Source organism: Brevibacillus sp. BC25 (assembly GCF_000282075.1).
Taxonomy (GTDB): domain Bacteria; phylum Bacillota; class Bacilli; order Brevibacillales; family Brevibacillaceae; genus Brevibacillus.
Map to the genome: position 1 here is coordinate 93,880 of NZ_AKIX01000130.1, position 20,983 is coordinate 114,862.

Annotated in this window: 18 protein-coding genes; 12 read left to right on the top strand and 6 right to left on the bottom strand. The window is 47.5% G+C overall.

Translation table 11 applies throughout. From position 1 onward, the window contains the following. Nucleotides 1–13: 13 nt before the first annotated feature. Entirely contained in the window at nt 14–664 is a 651-nt protein-coding gene (locus PMI05_RS28790; protein WP_007729658.1) for a cyclic nucleotide-binding domain-containing protein, read from the bottom strand. Nucleotides 665–855: 191 nt separating this feature from the next. Between PMI05_RS28790 and PMI05_RS28795 the strand changes: the two genes are divergently transcribed. Continuing rightward, nucleotides 856–1,740, top strand: coding sequence for an NAD(P)-dependent oxidoreductase (locus tag PMI05_RS28795; protein WP_007729660.1), 885 nt, complete (start codon nt 856–858; stop codon nt 1,738–1,740). A gap of 51 nt (nt 1,741–1,791) precedes the next feature. On the opposite strand, the gene PMI05_RS28800 is transcribed toward PMI05_RS28795, so the two are convergent. Beyond that, entirely contained in the window at nt 1,792–2,853 is a 1,062-nt protein-coding gene (locus PMI05_RS28800; RefSeq protein ID WP_007729662.1) for an AI-2E family transporter, read from the bottom strand. Between the two features lie 203 nt (nt 2,854–3,056). Between PMI05_RS28800 and PMI05_RS28805 the strand changes: the two genes are divergently transcribed. Continuing rightward, a complete protein-coding gene (locus PMI05_RS28805) occupies nt 3,057–5,966 on the top strand; it encodes a WG repeat-containing protein (protein ID WP_007729663.1) in 2,910 nt (969 codons plus the stop codon). Nucleotides 5,967–6,017: 51 nt separating this feature from the next. Here PMI05_RS28805 and PMI05_RS28810 read toward each other — a convergent pair whose 3' ends face one another. Then, complete coding sequence (locus tag PMI05_RS28810; RefSeq protein WP_007729666.1) at nt 6,018–6,200, bottom strand: hypothetical protein; 183 nt, start codon at nt 6,198–6,200, stop codon at nt 6,018–6,020. A gap of 38 nt (nt 6,201–6,238) precedes the next feature. Between PMI05_RS28810 and PMI05_RS28815 the strand changes: the two genes are divergently transcribed. Then, a complete protein-coding gene (locus tag PMI05_RS28815) occupies nt 6,239–6,736 on the top strand; it encodes a GNAT family N-acetyltransferase (RefSeq protein WP_007729669.1) in 498 nt (165 codons plus the stop codon). 74 nt (nt 6,737–6,810) lie between these two features. Here the strand turns inward: PMI05_RS28815 and PMI05_RS28820 are convergent, their stop codons facing one another. Next, the gene (locus tag PMI05_RS28820; protein ID WP_007729671.1) at nt 6,811–7,344 is read right to left on the bottom strand and encodes an acyl-CoA thioesterase; all 534 of its coding nucleotides are present in this window, start codon (nt 7,342–7,344) and stop codon (nt 6,811–6,813) included. A 601-nt stretch (nt 7,345–7,945) separates the two neighbouring features. Here PMI05_RS28820 and PMI05_RS28825 point away from each other — a divergent pair. The 9 genes from PMI05_RS28825 to cydC all read left to right on the top strand — a co-directional run bounded on the left by PMI05_RS28825 (nt 7,946) and on the right by cydC (nt 19,851). Then, on the top strand, nt 7,946–8,890 hold the full coding sequence (locus PMI05_RS28825; protein WP_007729674.1) for a GNAT family N-acetyltransferase: 945 nt from the start codon (nt 7,946–7,948) through the stop codon (nt 8,888–8,890). 233 nt (nt 8,891–9,123) lie between these two features. Further along, nucleotides 9,124–10,857 (top strand): stage II sporulation protein P, encoded by a 1,734-nt coding sequence (spoIIP, locus tag PMI05_RS28830; protein WP_007729676.1) that lies wholly within the window; start codon nt 9,124–9,126, stop codon nt 10,855–10,857. A 62-nt stretch (nt 10,858–10,919) separates the two neighbouring features. Further along, nucleotides 10,920–11,786 carry a pentapeptide repeat-containing protein gene (locus PMI05_RS28835; RefSeq protein ID WP_007729678.1) on the top strand — a complete coding sequence of 289 codons (867 nt, stop codon included), beginning with the start codon at nt 10,920–10,922 and terminating at the stop codon, nt 11,784–11,786. A gap of 242 nt (nt 11,787–12,028) precedes the next feature. Next, the gene (locus tag PMI05_RS28840) at nt 12,029–12,613 is read left to right on the top strand and encodes a sigma-70 family RNA polymerase sigma factor (protein ID WP_007729680.1); all 585 of its coding nucleotides are present in this window, start codon (nt 12,029–12,031) and stop codon (nt 12,611–12,613) included. Then, entirely contained in the window at nt 12,603–13,352 is a 750-nt protein-coding gene (locus tag PMI05_RS28845; RefSeq protein ID WP_007729682.1) for a hypothetical protein, read from the top strand. The genes PMI05_RS28840 and PMI05_RS28845 overlap by 11 nt, the downstream gene beginning before the upstream one ends. A 581-nt stretch (nt 13,353–13,933) precedes the next feature. Beyond that, nucleotides 13,934–15,349 carry a cytochrome ubiquinol oxidase subunit I gene (locus tag PMI05_RS28850; RefSeq protein WP_007729684.1) on the top strand — a complete coding sequence of 472 codons (1,416 nt, stop codon included), beginning with the start codon at nt 13,934–13,936 and terminating at the stop codon, nt 15,347–15,349. Further along, complete coding sequence (gene cydB / locus PMI05_RS28855; protein ID WP_007729686.1) at nt 15,339–16,352, top strand: cytochrome d ubiquinol oxidase subunit II; 1,014 nt, start codon at nt 15,339–15,341, stop codon at nt 16,350–16,352. The genes PMI05_RS28850 and cydB overlap by 11 nt, the downstream gene beginning before the upstream one ends. Continuing rightward, on the top strand, nt 16,352–18,097 hold the full coding sequence (cydD, locus tag PMI05_RS28860) for a thiol reductant ABC exporter subunit CydD (protein WP_007729688.1): 1,746 nt from the start codon (nt 16,352–16,354) through the stop codon (nt 18,095–18,097). Before cydB ends, cydD begins: the two co-directional genes overlap by 1 nt. Beyond that, nucleotides 18,094–19,851 (top strand): thiol reductant ABC exporter subunit CydC, encoded by a 1,758-nt coding sequence (gene cydC, locus PMI05_RS28865; RefSeq protein WP_007729690.1) that lies wholly within the window; start codon nt 18,094–18,096, stop codon nt 19,849–19,851. Before cydD ends, cydC begins: the two co-directional genes overlap by 4 nt. A 44-nt stretch (nt 19,852–19,895) precedes the next feature. Here the strand turns inward: cydC and PMI05_RS30490 are convergent, their stop codons facing one another. Together PMI05_RS30490 and lepB are read right to left on the bottom strand one after the other, a co-directional pair. Continuing rightward, nucleotides 19,896–20,234 (bottom strand): YmaF family protein, encoded by a 339-nt coding sequence (locus PMI05_RS30490; protein ID WP_081496893.1) that lies wholly within the window; start codon nt 20,232–20,234, stop codon nt 19,896–19,898. 125 nt (nt 20,235–20,359) lie between these two features. Further along, entirely contained in the window at nt 20,360–20,923 is a 564-nt protein-coding gene (gene lepB, locus PMI05_RS28870) for a signal peptidase I (protein WP_039961611.1), read from the bottom strand. Nucleotides 20,924–20,983 lie beyond the last annotated feature (60 nt).

Genomic DNA, 20,983 nt, shown 5'->3' on the forward strand with positions numbered 1-20,983 from the left:
TCCGCTCGCAAGCTCACTGATTTTTTCTCGATCCTTGATAATCAGTGCGCTTTTTTTGCGTTCGATCACGGATGACCCGATTCAAATGTCGGTAGCTGGTACCCAACAACTCGGCAACCTCCGTCAGCTTCGCCGTCTTTAGCTCCTCGGAAGCGGTCGATCCCGTATCGTTGGACAACGTGGAGAGCAAATAGCTGGCAAAGCGATTTTCAACGGGATACAACAGGTTCAGGCTGGTTGAGTTCGATGATGTTTGCAGCTTGTGACTGATTTTATGTAGAATGAATTGCAAAAAAGGTGGGTGGTTCTGGTAGTTTTCCTGCAAAACGTGAAAGGGGAGACTGACCACGAGACTTCGATGGACAAACTCAACCGTATTGCGGACCTCGCATTGTGTGACATACTCGACGTCTCCGATAATCGCGAGTGGATTGTTAAAGCGTAGCAGCAAAGATTTTCCGTTAGGGAGCGTCGTGAAAATTTTGATTTTTCCCTTCAGAATGAAGTACATATGGTGAAGCTGATCGCCCTTCGAACAGAGGATGTCACCCTTTTCAGCCTGATACAGGCGCATTTCATGGAGGGTAATGACATCAAAAATATCGGGCAAGGGACTATTTTGTACCAGCGCATGCAAAAGTGTACGGTCGTGAAGTTCTTTCATGTAACATGCCTCCTGCTAGTTTGCTTGCAGGTTATACCCTCTCTAGTAAAAGGCATTTGCGCGCGAAAAAAAAGGACATATGTCCTTTTTCCCAGTTAAACACAGAAGACGTGTAGCAGGAATATTCGGATAGATTCGAGAAGTACAATTGTCGAGATAATAGGAAAGAGAGAAACGAAGGAGTGGTTCACATGACTTTGCCTGTAAGTGAAAGAATCATTGGATTTGTAGGAACGGGTGTCATGGGGAAAAGCATGGCAAACCATTTTCTGCAAGCAGGATATACAGTGCTGGTGTACACGCGTACAAAGGAAAAAGCGGCAGATTTGCTGGCAGCAGGTGCGATTTGGAAGGAACATGTCAGTGAGCTGGCAAAAGAGGCAAACGTGATCATCACAATGGTCGGCTACCCATCTGATGTCGAGGAAGTGTATCTCGGCGCGGACGGAATTGTGGCAAATGCGAAGCCAGGCACTTATTTGATCGATATGACGACATCGAAGCCGTCGCTGGCGAAACATATTTATGAGGAAGCCAAAAAGCATGAGCTGTATTCCCTGGATGCGCCTGTCTCCGGTGGAGATGTGGGAGCGCGGGAAGCGCGCCTGACCATCATGGTCGGAGGCGATCAGGAAGTATTTGATGCGATGGAGCCTGTGTTTACGATCATGGGGACAAACGTCGTCTTGCAGGGTGGACCAGGTGCAGGTCAGCATACCAAAATGTGCAACCAAATTTGTATTGCCACGAACATGATTGGTGTGTGTGAAGCGATTGCGTATGCGAAAAAAGCAGGTCTGGACCCAGAGAAAGTGCTGACGAGCATTGCAGCGGGTGCCGCAGGCAGCTGGTCGCTGTCGAATCTGGCACCGCGCATGATCGCGGGCAACTTCGCACCTGGCTTTTACGTTAAACATTTTATCAAGGACATGGGAATCGCATTGGAAGCAGCGGAGGAAATGGGGCTAATGACACCAGGACTCGCGCTCTCCAAATCGCTCTATGAAGAATTGGCAGCAAATGGCGAGGCAGATAGTGGCACGCAAGCTTTGATCAAATGGTTTGAAGGCAAGTAGAAGTAAAAAGGAGCCCTTTTCACGAGGGGCTCCTTCTCTATGTCCATCATGTCACGTGTTGACTTGTACATCTCGTACATCCTTTGGAACGGATCTATTTTTGGTAGGGGGTTGTTCCATTTTCTTCACTTCTAAGATGTCCAGCAAGAAAACAAAGGACGGAATTCCAACAATCAGTCCCCATACTCCAAAGAAATGTTCGGAAAAGATCAGAACGATAAACGTGTAGAAAATCGGCAAGTGAGTCTTCGTTGCCATCAAGCGAGGATTCAACACATATGCCTCAAGCGCGTGAATCACCATGATAAAAATGAGCAAATAGACGACAGTTGCGATACCACCGACACTGAAGGCGATGGCACTGAGCGGAATCAATGAAATGGCGACACCTGCAACCGGAATGAGCCCCAGTATGAAGACCATGATCGCGAGTCCCAAAAGATTCGGAAAGCCCATGATCCATAGGCCGATGACGGTGAAGGTTGTATTGAATAAGGCGATTAACAGCTGTGTTTCGATTACTTTTCCAAAGGTCAGGATGAATTTTTGACTGAAGTAGGCGATTTCGTTATATAGCCAGGATAATTTGCTCGTGCGAAATTGAGCGGTAAACGTAACGACATTGTCTTTGCCGAGTAGGAAAAACAGGCTCAAAATAATCGCCAGAAAGACATTGAACCCAACGTTTCTGACCACTGCGAGAAAATCAAGACTGCCTTGAACGATGCCCTTCATATCTAGCTTCCCAACAACAGACATCAGATAAGGGGCAAACTCATTGTGCTGATTTTGGTGGTACACTTGCTCGATGACATGGAACAATTGTCCGGTTTGGTGAATAAGCGCCGGAATGGCTTTCATCCCACCCACAATGAGAAAGAACGTTAGCAACATATAGAGAAAAATGAGAATCAGCTTGGGATGGATCGGCACGACTTTGTGAGCGAGTCGCGTGAGGTAGTGATGCAGCCGATTCATTAAATAGGTAACTAAAAAGGTTAGCAAAACCATGTTCAGCATACTTCCCAAGGAGTAAAGCAACAAACAAAATAACGCCAAAATCCCAAATCGTCTTACATCCGGCTTTTGCAAGGCGGCAGCAAAGAAATTCATGGGAACATCCTTTCCAAGTGCTCTTATAAGCACTCCCATCCGTATACGATGATTATACTGCGTCGGTGTGAACAATTATAGCACGCTTAAAAGCGAGTTGATTGAAAGAAAAGGTTCCAGTTGTTTGAAAAAGTGCAACGAAACTATTTCACCCCACGAAGCGTCAAAGGAAGGGAATGTTTGCCAAGGGAGGCTAATCACCAATGAACATAAAAACAAAAACCGTGAGTCTGGTTACCGCGCTCATACTCGGGGTAAGTGCGTGGACTTCTTCTGTCCATGCGGCTACGTTTTCCCAGATTCAGCCGTATATAACAGACTACAAGATCGGTTTTACGGACGGTAACAAGCTGGTCACCCAGGCCATTTATGATGATTTTGAGCTAACTTCCAAAAACATGATCGTAACAAAGGGCGGTAAAAAAGGAATTCTCGACGCGCGGACAGGGAAAGAAATAACTCCCGCGATTTGGGATAATGTCGACATTCCCGATTCCAAAAATATCGCCATTGTTCAAAAAGGCGGCTGGTTCCAATATATCGATTTGAAGACGCACAAGCTGTCGACCTTGAAGTTTGCTGGGGCGCATCCTTATTATTTGTCCAAAGAGCAGGGGATGGCGATTATGTTCTTGGGGAAATCATCCATGGTGCTCCATGTAGATGGAAAGGTGCTGATTCCACCAGTTGCAGGCAAGCTGTCGATGGTTGAACTCGTTGCTCCTGATCAGACGGAAAATAAAGAGGCGGAAAATGTGCGTTATTTCGTCGCGACTACTCCAAAAGAGCTCATCATGTACGATCCTGCTTCCGGCAAAAAGCTGTTCGCGCTGCCAAAAGCAGAACTGATTCCAAACGAAGGCGGTCCTGACACTGCATATCTCAAGGTGCGATCCGGTGGAAAAGAAGGCTTGATTGATCGCAATGGCAAGTATGTACTCGAGCCCAAATACACCTCGATTTATATTTGGAATAACGGATACTTTCAGGTGATTGGGCCCAAAGGACAAGGGCTGTGGAAGGACGGACGGATGCTAGCAGAGCCCATATATAAAGAAGTGGCGATCGAGCAAAATACGGATGTGTACTACACGGTTTCTGGAGATGTCATTACTTATCATTCTAGATCCAAAGGTACGTCACATCCATTGAAAAAAGGTGCCCAGTTTTTGCATGGCAGCTATGTGTTGGGACAGGACCCTAAGTCTAATCTGTACGGAGTCGTCCAGGTTGGGGGAGGAACGGTCATACCGTTCACTTATTCTTCGGTAGAAGGTCCTCCAGCCGCACGCTTGCTCGTCCGCAGCGACGGGAAAAAAGCAATCCTCCCAGGCTGGGATAAAGAAGTCAAGGAGCCTGAGTTTTGGTTCGACTCGTATGTGACATTGGGCAGCTACAGCATGCTTAGCATCAAGGACGGAAACAAAATCGGACTTTATTCTGAAAATGAAGGCTTGGTTTTGGCTCCTGTTGAGAATCGAGTCATTCGCTATGAGGAAGCATCGAGTCAGGTGCTGGTGACTGAGCCGGATGGAAAGGTGCTGCGATACAACTCCGTCGGGAAACCGGTAGAAACCGGAAATCCAATACCGTTGTCCGATGATTTGACGAAAAAGTATGAGCCGGGAAAAGGCGTTATGATCGTGGACCGCAAGACGAACCAACCGATCAGCAAGCTCTACCGATCTGTCTACATGGATTCCGATACCAATCTTATCGTTGCAATAGATCACGATTGGGCGGATCTTTATACCCATGATGGCAAGCTGTTGACTACGGAGATCAAAGTCGCGATGTGGAAGTCAGGCAACGATAGACCGCCTCTTACCTTGATCAAAGCAGCTGATTCCGTATACACGATGGGTGTGAGAGCGGAGAATGTCGGAATGGCGATGATTAAGGTCGATGGCGGGCAGCTCCAGGTCTTGAGCGATTTTGTGTATCGGGATGCAAACGAAACGATTGTACAAAATCAAAAGATCGCGATGACAGCACGGTTGGACGGCACATTGGATGTATGGGCGCAAGAAGGGAACCAGCTCGCAAGCAAGCTCACTAGCGTGAAAGGTTTTCACACGGAATCTAATTTTGATCGGGTATTGATTCAGTCAAGTACAGGATGGGATGTCTATTCACCCCAGTTGCTCCGCCTAAGCACGGGCGATTATCAGTCCATGAAGTACATGCACTTATATGATCTTAAGACGGGTGCCATTGCCTATCAGGACAAGAAGACGGGATTGTACGGCCTTATGTCGCTGGAAGGAAAGGTGCTGACAGCGGCCAAATATGAGGCGATTTTGCCAAGAAGCAAAGTATTCCCACAAGTGTGGAGTAAGGCAGACGATCAGACGCCTTATGTATTCACAACCAAAGACCAGTTCGGTTATCTCATTCAAGGTGGGCAAGAGCAGTTTGCGACAAGATTCCTGACGAAAAAACCAGTGGTCTCCTATAGTCCGATCACTTTCCAATCGTTTTCGGCCTACTCGGATACGATGCGACAACGCCCGCTTGAGCTGATCGATTTCGGCAAACCGTATAGCTGGCCAGCTGGTGGCAACAGCGAGAGCCATTTTTTTGCCAATCTGGCGCTTTATTTAAATCTGCCGAAGGATGCAGGTAAGCAGGCGGTACTTTCAGAACTGGTGTCCAAGGGTATCGTTAAAGCCGATGAGAATCGTTCTGTCATGAGCGACGAAGATATGTTCCGAGTGGCTTATGTCATGGCGACAGGCAAAACAAGTCAAGCGATGACGACGCCACAGGTGTTGGAGTGGGCACAGAAGCGGGGAATTGTGCCGGTGCGAGAGGGAATGAGCTACTACATGACGATGAATTTATACGCGGAGTATCAGCACATCTTGATGACAGAGCTCATGCGTTCCCTGAAAGGAAAAAAAGTGCTCAAGCCAAAGGTGTTAACGACGACTTCACTCAGTGACGCACAACAGCAAATGCTCACAACAGCACTAATCGTGAACGGCAAGCCGGCCAATCAACTGCCAGTGCCGCTCCCACAAGCTGAGTGGCAGAAAGCCATTCAAGGCTTGGTCAACCAGTACAACAAGCAGGCGGCTCAATTACTTGCGGCCTATGAAGCGAAGCTATGAGTGGATAAACGTACAGGCGCGGGTGATAATCCTGCGCCTTTTTTTGTGCTATTAAAAAAATGGCCAATATTTTACAATTAACACATAGAAGGCAGCGTGAACGCAAGCTGTGACCGCCAAGGAGACAATGAACGAGACAAACGAAATCTGATCGAGCTTGTAAGCGACCAGGAAAAATATCGTAAAGGCAATAAAGGCGATAAACGTACCTTCTTCTAAATAAGCGACAGCCATAATAAATCTACCTCGATTCAAGAAAGGATTGCTTTCGAATGATGATTACGATCGAAAAATTAAGCATACAAGATGCAGCCAGCCTATTTCAATTTGAAGTGCGCAATCGCGCCTTTTTTGAAAAATCGGTTCCCAGTCGGGGAGACGCTTACTACCAATATGACCATTTTTTACGAGGTCTGCAAGCCTTGCTCGACGAGCAGGCGCAAGGAATCTCGTTTTTTGGCCTCATCAAAAACAGCCAAGGTGACATCTTGGGAAGAATTAATTTGGTAGACATCGAAAAAGACGAAGGAATTGGACATCTCGGCTATCGAGTCGGGGAAGATACCGCTGGTAAAGGCGTAGCTTCGCAGGCACTGAAGGTCTTTTTAGAGGGGCATGTTCCCCACTTGAATGTCAGAATGATCTGTGCGAAAACAACACCGGATAACATCTCCTCGCAAAAAGTGTTGCTGAAAAATGGATTCGAGCACTATGACATGGAGTCGGAAACACCGGATGATTTTCTACACTATCGTTTGTGCGTTGTCTAAAAAGCTGTTGGCTGAAGGTATGAAGCTACAGCAAAAAGTCCCCTGCCTGTAAAAGGTAAGGGGACTTTTTGGCGTTACGGGGTGTTCAGTAAAGGCTCCCACGGACGTCTTGTTCCGAGCATATCCGCGAGATGCTTGTTATCCTTGCGCCTGATTTTTCGTGCAGCAGCTCGCTCGTCAGCACCATTGTGCAGGAATACTTCCTCTTCCGTCTCCGGCACGATCTTGGGCACAGGGGTAGGCCGCCCATCCTCGCCAATCGCTACAAATGAGAGAAATGATGTGGCACAGACGCATCGAACGCCCGTTAGCAAATCCTCCGCAACAATTTTAACAAAAACCTCCATCGACGTGTTATGCGTCCATGTGACGAAGGCTTCGAGTGCAACCTCATTGTCCACCCGGATCGGCTGCAAAAAGTCGACGGAATCTGTGGAGGCTGTCACGACTGGCCCACGTGCATGCTTCATGGCAGAGATCGCAGCAACATCGTCGATATGCGCCATCAGCCTGCCGCCGAACAGCGTATTGTGATTGTTCGTATCCGGAGGCAGCACATGGCTTGCTTTGAACGTACGCGACTCCCGAACAAAACGTTGAATCGTCATAAAGGTAGCTCCCTTCTTTCTTGCAATCGGATTATGAATGATGACAATCTTCTCTCCTTTTCATTGTTCCACAAAAAAATGAATCTATTCCTCTTCGGTGGAGTAAGACGGCGAATTTTATCAAAGGCTATGGACGGGATAAGGTATGCGAGAGGAGGTTTTCCGGTTTGGGGGACTATGTGCAATATTTCAATTTGGCGAAACGGCAAAAAGAGACATTAATGCTGTTGCCACGAATGTCATTTGTCGCTATACTTGTGGAGTAGTTTATGGATAATAATGTAACGGTTGTTGCTACGACCGTCTCTATATCGAAATTGTATGCACATAAAAACAGCGGAAAGGAGGGTATCCACATGAAAAAAAGATCATTACTGTCTTTGCCAAAAGGAATCGGATACTCCACCGCTGTTTTCTTTGATCTGGCGAAATCACGGGAGAAGTATGTCCAAAAACGGATATAGCGACCATCCTTTGATGTAGTGGGACTCATCAGGATACAGTGGAAAAACGCCACAGGTCGCTTCCTGTGGTTTTCTTTTTTGAGCACCGCAGGATTTCCTGTGGTGTTTTTTTATTTCGAAAAAGGGAGATGGATTGTATGCAAGGAATCGGAGAGAACATTTACGTAAGACTGGTACAGGAATCGGATGCACAGAGCCTCTTGGAGCTTGAAGTGAGAAACAGAGACTTTTTTCAAAACTTCACAGGGACGAGAGAAGAGGCGTTTTACACGCTGGAGGGGCAAATCGTCAGGATCAAGAGCTCGATGGCTTTAAAAGAAGAAGATAGAGGGTACGTCTTTGTCATTGCGAAAAAAGGACAGGATGAAATCATTGGGGAAGTCATCCTTTCAGAGGTCGTAAGAGAGAATCTGCAAAGCTGCTGGATCGGCTACTTCCTGGACAAAGAGCATAATGGAAAAGGCTACATGACCGAAGCCGTAAAGCTCGTCGTTGACTATGCCTTCGATACATTAGGTCTTCACCGTTTGGAAGCAGGCGTGATGCCGCATAATATAGGCTCGATCAAGGTGCTGCTAAAAGCTGGTTTTCACAAGGAAGGGATTGCCAAGAAAAACGTGAAAATCAATGGTCGGTGGGAAGATCATCAAACACTGGCAATCGTGAAAGAAGAGCAAACCGATCAAGTGAGGTCCAAGGTTCAGCGCAAAAATCCTAGTACAGTTGCTCCGCCTATGGGACCCTATACACATCTGACGGTCATTCCAAAAGGAGCCGATTTGCTCGTGCTTTCTGGGCAAGTAGGAATGGACCTTCACGGAGAGTTACCGACAGATATGAAAGAACAAGTAGAAAACACGCTACAGAACATACTGCGCAATTTTAAAAGTGAGTCAGTAACTGCGGACCATATCATCAAAATCAATATATGGGCAACCGAGGAAATGGATTGGAAGCATTTTAATCAGGTGTGGGAGAAGTTCCACGGGGGGACACCGCCAGCGATGACCATGTCTTACGTCCCGGCATTGGCTGTCCCTTCGCTCAAAGTGGAGATAGAAGCTTGGGCAGCGAAATGGTAGGAAGGAAATAGAGTCGAAAGAAAAAGGGTGAAGCTTTTTGCTTCATCCTTTTTTCTGTAACTTTTTTCTAGCAAATACGTCACTATTTTCAGGAGATAGAATGATCGTGACGATATTGCTGTTTTGAGAGCAAAAGATGTCAAAACATGAAGGAATATGCGGACGAATCGAGAAGTTCTTTCTATTAGCTGGATTTTCCAAAAATACGAAAAAAACAGAGGGGAACGAGGAACTTGCTTTTACGAGTAAATGTCAGCTTGCTAGCTGTTTTCTTCTTGATTTTGCTGATGCCTCTGTCCATTGCGCGAGCGGCCACCCATGTAGACGTGGCGGTCGATCAGTTAAATATTCGAAGCGAGCCAGGTACGACTACCCAGATCGTCGCAACACTCAAAAAAGCGACCCGGTTGCCAATCACCAAGCAGCAAAAAGATTGGACTCAGGTAAAGCTGCCGAACGGCAATACCGGATGGGTCAATAATAAGTATGTGAAGATGATAGAAGTTCCACAGATCAAATATGTCAAAAGTAATGTGGACATGCTGAATGTTCGGGCAGAACCAAATGCCACTGCACAAATTTTGCAGATCATCGACAAAAACGGTGTGTTTTTGCAAACGAGAAAGCAAGGGGAATGGGCACAAATTAAGCTGTCTGATCAAAAGAACGGCTGGGTGAAAGCCAGTTACTTGACGGAGACAACGGCACCAGCGTCAAAACCACCCCAGGTACCAGCACAAATCCCAGATCCGACAACAATTCCAGCACCGCCCCCTCCAGTACTCCCATCCAATACAGGAAGTGGATTCGAACAAGGGACAATCGTATTGACGGAAGGCTATGAAGTTTATGCGCAGCCAGATATTCTTGGTACCGTCATTGGTGAAATCCATGGCGGGATGACAATCAATTATTACGGATATGCAAATGGTTGGTATACCATCAACTTCAACGGTACCTATGCCTATATTTTTAAACCAATGGAACAGACTGGGACAGCTCCACAACTGCCGAGTTCAACACCAGGGGTACCAGCGACTTTGCCAACAACAACGCCTCCCTCTGTACAAGAACTACAGGTTCGCGTCAAAAATCCTGATTCTAACATCCGCAACGGTCCCTCAACCGATCATGCCATCATCGGAAACGTTCAACCCGGACAAGTATTCCCGGTTGTGCAAACAGTAGGAGACTGGTACATCATCAGGCTGGCAGACAATTCGACCGCCTATATCGCAGGGTGGATCGTAGAGAAGATTCAACCAGCTGGTACTTTGCCACCGACAGGAGCAACGTACGAGTACAACAGTGGGATGATTGGAAACGAGAAAGTGTATATCTATCACACCCATAACCGTGAGTCTTGGCGAAATGTAGCGCGGAACCAACAAGGTAGCTCGGTAGATGATCCTGAGATCAACATCACGCTTGTGGGGAAAAGGCTGGGCGAGCTGTTGCAAACAAGAGGCATTTCGGCATTGGCGAGCCAGGACGATTTCGCTCAGAGATTGAGGGAACAAAATAAAAGCTACTCGATGTCTTATTCCGAATCGTACAAGGCTGTAGCGGCAGCGGCTGCAACCAGTCCGCACTTGCAGTACATTTTCGATATTCATCGGGACAGTGATGAGCCACGCAGCAAGGTAGCGATCACGATCAATGGCAAAACCTATTCCCGGATGCTGTTTGTAATCGGAACAGCGAATCCGAACCATCTGGCGAACAAAAAGCTGGCGGAAGAGTTGCACGCCCGTCTGGAAGCCTCTTATCCCGGTTTGTCGCGGGGGATTATCCTGAAAGGTTCAAATCAAGGGAACGGGGTGTACAATCAGTCCATTTCCGGGGGAGCCCTGCTTTTGGAATTCGGTGGTACGAACAACACCTTGGAAGAAGGCTATAATACAGCAGAAGCCTTTGCCGAAGTCTTTGGGAATTACCTGATCGAATCTCAAATCGCCTTCAATTAAAAGTAGCACGATTCTATTCGCCACACGCGAGAGAATCGTGTTTTTTTCCAGGAGGATCATTTATGGCTACGCATCAAGAACACATACAATCAACTGACGATAAAAGTCGCCGTCATCTTCAAGGTGACTGTGAAAGCTGCTTTGGCTTGTGCTGTGTGGCATTGCCTTTTGCTGCTTCCTCTGATTTTGCCATCAATAAAGACGCAGGCAAGCCCTGTAGTAACTTACAGGCAGACTTCCGGTGTGGTGTTCACACAAAGCTGAGAGGGATAGGCTTTCGTGGTTGTACTGTCTACGATTGTTTTGGAGCTGGTCAAAAGGTGTCTCAAGTCACTTATGGCGGCCAAGATTGGCGTGCAGTACCTGGAACAGCGAAGCAAATGTACGAAGTATTTCCGATCATGTGGCAGCTTCATGAGCTGCTCTGGTATATAACGGAGGCGTTGACCCAGCAAGCTGCCCAGTCCCTCCATCCTGCATTGAAGGAAGCGTTGGAGGAGACACAGCGCCTGACGGATCACGGTCCTGAGGACATCCTGAAGCTGGACATCACTCTTCATCGAGCAAAAGTTAATGAACTATTGTTGCAGACAAGTGAATTGGTACGTAAGGACGCGATTGCCAAGTACAAAGGGGGCAAGCAAGGAAAAACCTATGGACGAGGCGCTGATCTCATCGGTGCCAAGCTCAAAGGTGCTGATTTACGAGGAGCTCAATTGCGCGGGGCTTATTTGATTGCTGCTGATTTGAGAGGAGCAGATTTGCGGGGAGCTGACCTCATTGGTGCAGATTTTCGCGATACAGATGTGAGCGGAGCGAACTTGACGGAGACGTTGTTTCTCACGCAGGTTCAGCTCAACGCGGCGAAGGGCGATGCAAGCACCAAGCTACCACCTTCGTTCACGCGTCCACCGCACTGGGCTAAATAAATGAACCCAAAGCAGGATGTCATTCGTTGACAGCCTGCTTTTTTCAGTCATTTCGTAGAATCCGCATGCTTGCAGTTCCGGGGGCCTCCTTATTTCTTCGTAGGGTATCCACACGTCATTTCCTCGGCTCTTTAAAAATGGTTGTTAATACAATTCTACTTTTTCCGTATTAACTATCGTGAGGCTCACAAACCAGACAAATTGCGCAATTTGTTATGATAACAAGAAGGGAGGGGAAGTAGTTGGAGATTGCCCAAGTGAACACAGGCATCTGCCAAAACGAAGAAAACGCTAGGCACGCAGAAAGTATGTCGACCGAAGCATTTGCCCAAATTTATGGTGCTTATTATAAGCGCGTCTATAAATATATTTGCTATCGGATCAACAATCACTACGCAGCAGAAGAAATATGTAGCCATGTGTTTGAAATGGTGATTTCAAAATATAGCAGCTTTTCACCGGATAAATCAAACTTTGAAGTCTGGCTGTTTGCGATCGCCCGAAACGCAGTGGCAGATTACTTCCGCTCACAGAAAAAAAGAATCAGCTTTTCATTGGATTCGATTCTGAATCTGGTCTTGCCGAAGTCGTCACCGGAGGACATCGTGATCCGCGACGACAATCATCAAGCCTTATTTCAAGCACTGGCGAAGCTGAGTGACAAGGAACGCAATATCATCGCCATGAAATATGCAGCTGGTCTTAAAAACGCAGAAATCGCCGAACTTCTTGGTGTCAGTGGTTCAAATATTGGCGTCGTTCTATACAGATGCTTGAAAAAGCTGCAGATGGAATTGCAAAAAGGGGGCTTCCGTTATGAAGAGTAAGCATGATCTAGACGATTTTCATGAACTCACCGACTTGCTTACTGATCTGGAATTAGATGACGCCACTCCAAAAGCCAACATATACAATCGGCTGAAATTCAAATTGGAATCAGGAAATATACAACTACATGAAAAGGACGGGATCTATATGAAAATGAATAAATGGAAAGCTGCCACAGTTAGTGCTGTTGCTGTTGTTTGCCTTTTAGGTGCATTCTCGACTACGTCGTTTGCCCAAGGAATGCTCCAGACGATCTTGGCACGCTTTCAGGTTGGGAACATGGAAATTACCCAATACGATAAAGAGCTACCTGCTACACAGTCCAATACCCAAGAAATCGAGATACCTATAGAACGCAAGGCCCCCCCACAGATGACAGTGGAAGAAGCACGCGCAGCTAGCAAAATGGACTTTCCCGCACCGACATGGTTGGCAGAGCATTATTCCTATGTGAACACGGTCGTTCAAGGCGAGCGTATGGTAGAGATTCAGTATAAAAAAGAGAAAGAGTTTATTTCCTTGTTGATTTCAAACGGTGGCGAAAACGGCATCAGCACGACAGAGGGTGTCAAGATCGAAACCATTGGCGGGAAAAAGGTACATTTCGCCAACGGAATCGTGATTTGGGAGCATGAAGGATTCACATACGAGCTGTACCAGATGGCAGAGAAGAGCTTTGATGCTGCAACTATCGGCAACATCATCGATTCCTTGTCAACGAAATCCGCCAAAAAATAAGCAGTTGTTGCTTCACCACGTACCCAGGCACACCGACTTCGATTGCTTTTCGAGGTCGGTGATCGCCTGGGTATTTTCGTAATGATGGAATTGGTAGTGATTTGGGAATGGATACGCCGCTTACACAAGTGTCGTATCTCATCAAAAAAAATCAATAGGGGAAAGATAGGCCTGTAAAAGGGTTCATTTTTTCTACGGCCATAATCGTTGATAATTTTTAATATGAATGAAATCTATTGCATGTGTAATGAAATAAGTAATGAAGCATAAGTCTAGCTCAAATGATAGGGTAATCCTAAACAGTCACAGAGTGTTAAAAATCATGTAACGAATCGGACACCCTCTAGGGTCAAAAGTCCTGCTACAATTATGCATGACCGGAAATATACAGGGTAAAACAAAACAAAGAACTCTCTCACGAAGATGAATGCGAAAAGGGGGTTACAAGAGAGAGAATCAATTGTGAATTTTTTCACATATATTTGTGATTTTTTTCACAAAGTCGCCATAAATTCTGGTTTCCCCACTGGTATAATTCCGGTACATAAAGGCCAAGACGCGAATAGAAAGGGATCTTGTACATGGATATAGTGGATTTGGGACGACTTCAATTTGCGATAACAACTATCTTTCACTTTGTTTTTGTGCCGATTTCCATCGGGCTGTCATTATTAGTAGCCATTATGGAAACGATGTATGTGGTAAAAAAGAATGACTTGTACAAAAAAATGGCCAAGTTTTGGGGAACCTTTTTGCTCATAAATTTTGCTGTCGGGATCGTGACAGGGATTATGCAGGAGTTCCAATTTGGGATGAACTGGTCTGATTTCTCACGATTCGTCGGCGACGTATTTGGGACACCACTAGCGATTGAGGCCCTCTTAGCATTCTTCCTCGAATCGACTTTTATTGGACTATGGGTGTTTGGTTGGGATCGCTTGTCCAAAGGTGTGCATCTCGCATGTATTTGGCTCGTATCCATCGGAACGATTCTTTCGGCTCTCTGGATTTTGGCAGCCAACTCGTTCATGCAGCAGCCAGTCGGCTTCGCTATCAATAACGGACGTGCAGAGATGGTCGATTTCTTCGCTCTCCTTACCAATGGACAATTACTATATGAATTCCCGCATACCGTATTTGCGGCATTTGCGACAGGTGCCTTCTTGGTAGCAGGTATCAGTGCTTGGAAGCTGTTGAAAAAACAAGACGTTACATTCTTTGTGCAATCTTTCAAAATTGCGATCGTGGTAGCATTGATTTCCTCACTTGCTATTGCTCAATTCGGTCATGGTCAGGCACAGTATTTGGTTGCTACCCAACCGATGAAAATGGCAGCGAGTGAAGGTCTCTGGGAAACAAGCTCAGACCCAGCTCCTTGGACGGTTTTTGCAACGATTGATCCGGAAAAACAAGAAAACGGTTTTGAAATAAAGATTCCTTATCTGCTTAGCGTCCTGACGTACAATTCCCTTTCAGGTTCTGTACCGGGCATGTTGGAATTGCAAGCAGAGTATGAGAAAACCTACGGTCCAGGAAACTACATTCCACCAGTTCGGACGACCTTCTGGAGCTTCCGCATCATGGTAGCGGGTGGTAGTGCAATGATTTTGCTGGCTTTGTACGGGGCATATCTCGCTTTACGTAAAAAGTTGGAACAGCCAAACAAGCGGTTCATGCAGTTGATGGTTGCGGGTATCTCACTACCATTCATCGCAAACTCGGCTGGGTGGATTATGACGGAGGTAGGTCGTCAGCCGTGGACGGTATTCGGGCTACTGCGTGTTGAAGATTCGGTTTCGCCAAGCATTAGCACAGGAGAGGTATGGTTCTCTCTCATTGCCTTCACGACGATTTATCTCATCCTGCTTTGCCTCTTGGCTTATCTGTTTGCTCGTGTGGCCAAAAAAGGACCGGATATGGATAGTCACGAGGAAGTAGAGGATTTACAGCTTCAGGATCCATTTGATCGTGTAAGGAGTGAACGTTATGGAGCTTAATGAACTGTGGTTCCTGCTCATTGCCGTTCTGTTTACCGGATTTTTCTTTCTCGAAGGCTTCGACTTTGGTGTCGGCATGGCAACGCGCCTGCTATCACGAAATGATTTGCAGACTCGGGTTCTGATTAATACGATTGGCCCGTTCTGGGATGCCAATGAAGTTTGGCTGATTACAGCGGCTGGTGCGATGTTTGCAGCGTTTCCGGAGTGGTATGCCACGATGTTTAGCGGGTATTATCTCGTGCTTACGCTGATTCTGCTTGCGTTGATTGGACGCGGGGTAGCATTTGAATTTAGAGGCAAAGGGAAAGGCGAGGCTTGGAAAAAGACGTGGGATGTAGCGATTCTGATTGGAAGCTTTGTACCGCCGATGTTGTTCGGAATGGTGTTTGCCAGCTTGGTGAAGGGTGTTCCGATTGATCAGAATATGGAAATGACTGCTGGCTTCTCTGACATTGTGAATGGTTACTCTTTGTGGGCAGGAGTGACAGTTACAGGACTATGCTTGCTACACGGTCTGAACTTCATCTCGCTGCGCACTGTAGGCGAGCTGCGTGAAAAATCACGTGTACTAGCAGCAAAGCTGTTGCCGATGCAAGCGGTTCTGATGGCGGTGCTTGTAGGGTGGACATTCATGGTAACCGATCTGTTTGAGCGCCAGGGTGTTTTGTTGACAGCAGCCGTACTCTTAGGTGTTGTGGCTTTAGTACTGGCTCGTCACTTCTTGAGACAAGGCAGGGAAGGATGGGCTTTCGGGATGACAGGTGCGATGATCCTGTTGACGTTCGTCTCGATGTTTATCGGTTTGTTCCCACGGGTGATGGTCAGCACGATTGATAGTGCGTTTGATTTGACCCTCTATAATGCAGCTTCGAGTCCATACACGTTAAAAGCAATGACCATTGTTGCAGCAGTGCTTTTACCGTTTGTGCTGACCTATCAGGCTTGGAGTTACTTCGTTTTCCACAAACGAGTCACTGAAAAGGATCATTTGGAGTACTAATGGACAAGGAATTGTTCCGCTTACAAGGAATCCGACCGGTTATGCTGCTGCTAGCCGGTCTTTCCCTCCTGCAAAGTGCGGCGATTATCGGTCAGGCACTGCTTTTGGCGAAGTCGATCGCGATCTTGTTTGAAGGTCAATCTCTTCAGATGGCGTATCAGCCGCTTGCACTGTTTTTGGTCATGATAGTCGCTCGTCATACCATCGTTTGGCTGCAAAAGAAAGTCGCTGGCCGTTTTGCTGAAGCCTCTAGTGAGTCTTTGCAAGGACGAGTTCTATCCCGATTGTTCGAGCGTGGTCCACGTTTTGCCGCCAGTGAAGGAAGCGGAAAGCTTGTTACGCTTGTCCTGGAAGGTGTAGATCGTGTACGTACCTACCTGGAGTTGTCTGTTCCGCGTACGCTGGATATGGTTTTTGTTACGTTTCCGCTACTGGCATTTGTCTACATGCAAGATGTGATTTCTGGACTGATCCTGACGGTAACGATGCCTGTTCTCATTGGATTTTTTATCGTACTCGGTCTGGCTGCGCGTAAACAAGCAGACAAACAATGGCGCTCGTATCGAATGCTATCCCATCATTTCACGGATTCGCTTCGCGGGCTTGCGACGCTCCGGTTTTTGGGACGCAGCAAAGACCATGGGGAGACCGTCGGAAGAGTGAGCGATCAATATCGATCCGCTACGATGCGCACTTTGCGCGTGGCCTTCTTGTCTTCCTTGGCACTCGACTTCTTCAGCATGCTGTCGGTTGCGTTTGTGGCAGTTGGTCTTGGGTTGCGGCTGATTGAAGGAAACTTTGGGTTTGAAACGGCATTGGTCATCCTGATTCTTGCACCGGAATACTTTTTGCCAGTACGGATGCTGGGATCGGACTACCACGCCTCATTGGATGGCAAGGAGGCGTTGGGGACTATTCGTACGATTATCGATAGTGGCGCTCCGGATGAACATAAGGCGGCACCACAAGCAACAGATAGCCAGACGTCTCTGACAGGTGTATTGGATGGAACGATTACTTTGTCCGATATTCGTGTCGTCGGTGAGGATGGAAGACAGGTACTGGGGGAGGTATCTGTAGAATTGGGCAGCAACATGAGAAGAGTGGGCATTGTAGGGGCGAGCGGGGCTGGAAAATCAACACTCCTCGGAGTGCTAGGCGGCTTTTCTGATCCCGACGCTGGCATGATACAAGTAGATGGGCAACCCATTACGGGGGATGCGAAGCAGGAGTGGCAGCGGCAAATCGCTTACATTCCTCAGCATCCGTATTTATTCAATCAAACGTTGACGGATAACATTCGCTTCTATGAGCCGGAAGCGACGCAGGAACAGGTGGAGCAGGTGATTCGTGATGTCGGTCTGGGAGAGCTGATGGACAGCTTGCCAAATGGCTGTGACGAAATCATTGGCGAAGGGGGGCGTACGTTAAGCGGCGGACAGGCACAGCGGGTTGCATTGGGACGTGCGCTGCTTGGCAACCGACCAGTGATTTTGCTCGACGAGCCGACCGCTCACTTAGATATTGAAACGGAATGGGAGCTCAAACAGACCATGTTGTCGGTGTTGGGGGACAGACGCGTATTTTTGGCCACACATCGTTTGCATTGGATGCGAGACATGGATTGGATTTGGGTAATCGACCAGGGACGACTGGTGGAAGCGGGTACCTATGAACAGCTCGTTGCACAAAAAAGCGTATTTTATCGGTTGTTGACAGCTGGTGCCAAGGGGGAGAAAGGATGAAGGAAGCGCGAGAAGGCAATCAGGGGTGGTTTCTTCCATACTTTCGCCAGTTTTTCTGGCAGTTTGCCGCAGCGGCTTTGCTGGGAACCTTGGCAATGGCATGTGCGAGTGCTTTGCTTTATACGTCCGGCTATCTGATTTCTCGCTCCGCACTCAAGCCCGAAAACGTCTTAATGGTCTATGTTCCCATCGTACTTGTCCGGGCTTTTGGCTTTAGCAAAGCAGTCATTCAGTACCTGGAGCGTTTGGTTGGACACGATGCAGCTTTGCGTGTGTTATCGCGTATGCGTGTGCGTTTGTACCAGGCTATCGAGCCGCAAGCTCAGCTACTTCGCACTCGTTTTCGTACGGGAGATCTGCTTGGTGTACTAGCGGATGACATTGAGCAACTACAGAATGTCTATCTGCGCTTTGTGCTGCCAGCTGTCTCGGCGGTCCTCCTCTACGGGGCAGGTATTGTGGCACTGGGAAGAATGGACGGGATGTTCGCGCTGCTGATGGCGTTGTACTGTGGTTTTCTGCTATTTGTTGCACCCGCAGTAGTTTTGTGGTCATCCATTGCCAAGAGTCGTCGGTTCAAGCGGGAGAGACAGGCAGCATATCGGGAGCTGACTGATGCTGTTTTTGGCATGAGTGACTGGATTCTCAGTGGTCGTACACAGCAGTTTCTCCAGTTGTTTACAAGACGGCAAAAGACAGCTGCCCAAATCGAAAACTCCATTCGACGCGGAGAATGGCGAGTACAGTGGATGTCTCAGTGTGCAATCGGTGGTGCCATTGTCTTACTGGTTATCTGGGTGGGCGGACTTGCCGCTGCGAATCAGATTCCTGCTACGCTGATTGCTGCGATTGGGCTGGTCGCATTTCCGTTGATGGATGCGTTTGCCCGTATTTCTGATGCTGTTGTGCGAATGCCAGAATACAAGGAGTCTCTGGGGCGGCTTCGTGAGATCGAGGGCAGTCGTCCATCCATTGGGGAAGCGCAAAAGGAAAAGGTGGCAGATCAAGCTGGAGGCAGCTTGAAGCTCGATCATGTTCATTTTCGCTACCCACAAGCCAGCAATTGGAGTGTGCAGGACGTGTCTTTTGAGGTGCCTCAAGGTGGTAAAATCGCGTTGCTCGGTCGCAGCGGAGCGGGTAAATCGACGATACTGAACTTGATTCGAGGTGCCATACAGCCGGAGGCAGGTAAGTTGACAGTAAATGGGCAGCCTGTCCAGTCGGAAGAGGCTTCTGCTTGTTTGTTTTCCGTGTTGAATCAGCAGCCGTATTTGTTTGACACAACCGTAGCCAATAACATCAGGCTCGGTCGACCCGATGCGTCCGATGAAGAAGTATGTGCTGTGACAGCGCAAGTCGGTCTGGATCAGCTGATTGAATCCCTACCGGACAGTTATCAAACACGGATGCAGGAAACCGGTCTGCGCTTCTCTGGCGGAGAAAGGCAGCGCATAGCACTTGCCCGTATTTTGCTGCAAAACAAGCCGATTGTTCTCCTTGATGAACCGACAGTGGGATTAGATCCTTTGACTGAACGCGATCTGATGACAACGATCTTCCGTGTCTTGCAAGGGAAGACTTTGATTTGGGTGACTCACCACTTGAGCGGTGTAGAGCAAATGGACGAGATCATTTTTATGGAGCAGGGAGTCATCTCGATGCGAGGGACACATGACCAGTTGTATCGGGACAATCCAAGGTATCGCAACCTGTATACATTGGACTGTCCGTTGGCGTCAGTATTGGAAAAATAAGAAGAGGAAGAGAGGCTGTTCCGAAGAGGGACAGCCTTTTTCGCTTAAGATAGGGCCTCGCTGGTTACACCCTGGTAGTAATGAGTGTGCCCGTCATCATAAGTGGTTTGCCCTGAAAACTCGTGGTAATGACTTCCGTCCGGCAGTGGAATAGGCGGACTCGTCCATCCCCTGTAGTGATGCACATGTCCATCATTAAACGTAGTCGTACCTTCGTAGTAATGGACGTGCCGATCTCTCATTCCTTCTGGGGGCGACGTTCTGCCACGTATTCGGTGACGATGACGATCCGAAATGCTTGTCAGTGTGTCATAGCCATGAAAATGCCCGGGTCGATCGGCAAATCGAATAAAGCGTAATGAGTGAGAGTGCTGAGAGCTCATTAAGAAACGCCCCTTTGCATGCATTTATCACTAATAAATGCGTTTGTCAGGCGTTTCGAAACGGACATTCGTCTATGCGTTGAAAAGAACGAGAGCCTTCCTCAGTAGAAAAGGCTCTCGTCTGATTAAAACAGTTTTTTCCCCATGATATGATCGAGTGGAATTACGCCAATGACTCTACTATCATCGCTATTGTTACGATTATCTCCCATCACAAACACATGGTTTTCCGGTATGACGATCTTGGCATCCGGTACGTCGACCATCTTTTCTTTTATGTACGGCTCGTTTAACGGCTGTCCATTTCGATACAGGCTCTCATTCTTAAACTCCAAAGTATCGCCGGGTTTGCCAATGACTCGTTTTACCCAGAATGTTTTGGCATCGCTTTTCCCCATGGCTAGCATGAGGAGAGGATTTTCAAGGATGTCGTCTTTTAACGTACGATCCCGGTCTACACGGCTGTCGACCACGACAATATCGTTGTACTCAGGGAGATAAGAGAATGTGTGGGACAATTTCGACACATAGATGCGTTCGGCGCTTTGCAAAGTGGGCTCCATCGATTGTCCATTCACCTTAAATGGTTGGAGGACAAATATGTTAACTAACATCGCGAGTGAAAGGGAGATGCCCAACGTTTTCGTCCAGCCCCATATTGCTTTTACATTTTTCAAATCAGATCGCATCCTTCCACGTGAAAGATTACTTTGGTGTGGCTATTGATTAGTACGTGAAATGGTGCTTCT

What these genes read in the sequence shown, in the direction of transcription:
- PMI05_RS28790 (WP_007729658.1), bottom strand. Translation starts at nt 664, where the DNA reads ATGAAAGAACTTCACGACCGTACACTTTTGCATGCGCTGGTACAAAAT.
- PMI05_RS28810 (WP_007729666.1), bottom strand. Translation starts at nt 6,200, where the DNA reads ATGGCTGTCGCTTATTTAGAAGAAGGTACGTTTATCGCCTTTATTGCC.
- cydD (WP_007729688.1), top strand. Translation starts at nt 16,352, where the DNA reads ATGGACAAGGAATTGTTCCGCTTACAAGGAATCCGACCGGTTATGCTG.
- PMI05_RS30490 (WP_081496893.1), bottom strand. Translation starts at nt 20,234, where the DNA reads ATGAGCTCTCAGCACTCTCACTCATTACGCTTTATTCGATTTGCCGAT.
- PMI05_RS28795 (WP_007729660.1), top strand. Translation starts at nt 856, where the DNA reads ATGACTTTGCCTGTAAGTGAAAGAATCATTGGATTTGTAGGAACGGGT.
- PMI05_RS28800 (WP_007729662.1), bottom strand. Translation starts at nt 2,853, where the DNA reads ATGAATTTCTTTGCTGCCGCCTTGCAAAAGCCGGATGTAAGACGATTT.
- cydB (WP_007729686.1), top strand. Translation starts at nt 15,339, where the DNA reads ATGGAGCTTAATGAACTGTGGTTCCTGCTCATTGCCGTTCTGTTTACC.
- PMI05_RS28805 (WP_007729663.1), top strand. Translation starts at nt 3,057, where the DNA reads ATGAACATAAAAACAAAAACCGTGAGTCTGGTTACCGCGCTCATACTC.
- PMI05_RS28850 (WP_007729684.1), top strand. Translation starts at nt 13,934, where the DNA reads ATGGATATAGTGGATTTGGGACGACTTCAATTTGCGATAACAACTATC.
- PMI05_RS28825 (WP_007729674.1), top strand. Translation starts at nt 7,946, where the DNA reads ATGCAAGGAATCGGAGAGAACATTTACGTAAGACTGGTACAGGAATCG.
- PMI05_RS28835 (WP_007729678.1), top strand. Translation starts at nt 10,920, where the DNA reads ATGGCTACGCATCAAGAACACATACAATCAACTGACGATAAAAGTCGC.
- cydC (WP_007729690.1), top strand. Translation starts at nt 18,094, where the DNA reads ATGAAGGAAGCGCGAGAAGGCAATCAGGGGTGGTTTCTTCCATACTTT.
- lepB (WP_039961611.1), bottom strand. Translation starts at nt 20,923, where the DNA reads ATGCGATCTGATTTGAAAAATGTAAAAGCAATATGGGGCTGGACGAAA.
- PMI05_RS28815 (WP_007729669.1), top strand. Translation starts at nt 6,239, where the DNA reads ATGATGATTACGATCGAAAAATTAAGCATACAAGATGCAGCCAGCCTA.
- PMI05_RS28845 (WP_007729682.1), top strand. Translation starts at nt 12,603, where the DNA reads ATGAAGAGTAAGCATGATCTAGACGATTTTCATGAACTCACCGACTTG.
- PMI05_RS28820 (WP_007729671.1), bottom strand. Translation starts at nt 7,344, where the DNA reads ATGACGATTCAACGTTTTGTTCGGGAGTCGCGTACGTTCAAAGCAAGC.